Genomic DNA, 252 nt, shown 5'->3' on the forward strand with positions numbered 1-252 from the left:
GCTATCTGTACGACACCAATTTTACCATGTTTGCTGTCAATTACCATTCCATTTCGCTCATTAAACTGACTGGCCTTATCAAGCTCAGCATTAGCAAATTGACCTGGACGATACACAATAGATTCCACTTTACCACTTATAGGAATACGGTTGATATGGCATGAAAAAATATCCATAAATACGGAAATACGGATCATTTCTTCATTACCCAACCCTAACTCTTCAGGCGGAATACATGGTTCAACGAATGAG

General features: G+C 38.9%; 1 protein-coding gene. It reads right to left on the reverse strand.

Annotated elements, in window-relative coordinates; genetic code table 11:
• Positions 1-252 (reverse strand): phosphatidylserine decarboxylase (locus ACFIK8_RS09130; protein WP_375669239.1); only part of this gene is annotated, 252 nt, incomplete at both ends.

It is taken from the genome of Bartonella sp. MR168JLCBS (genome assembly GCF_042194175.1).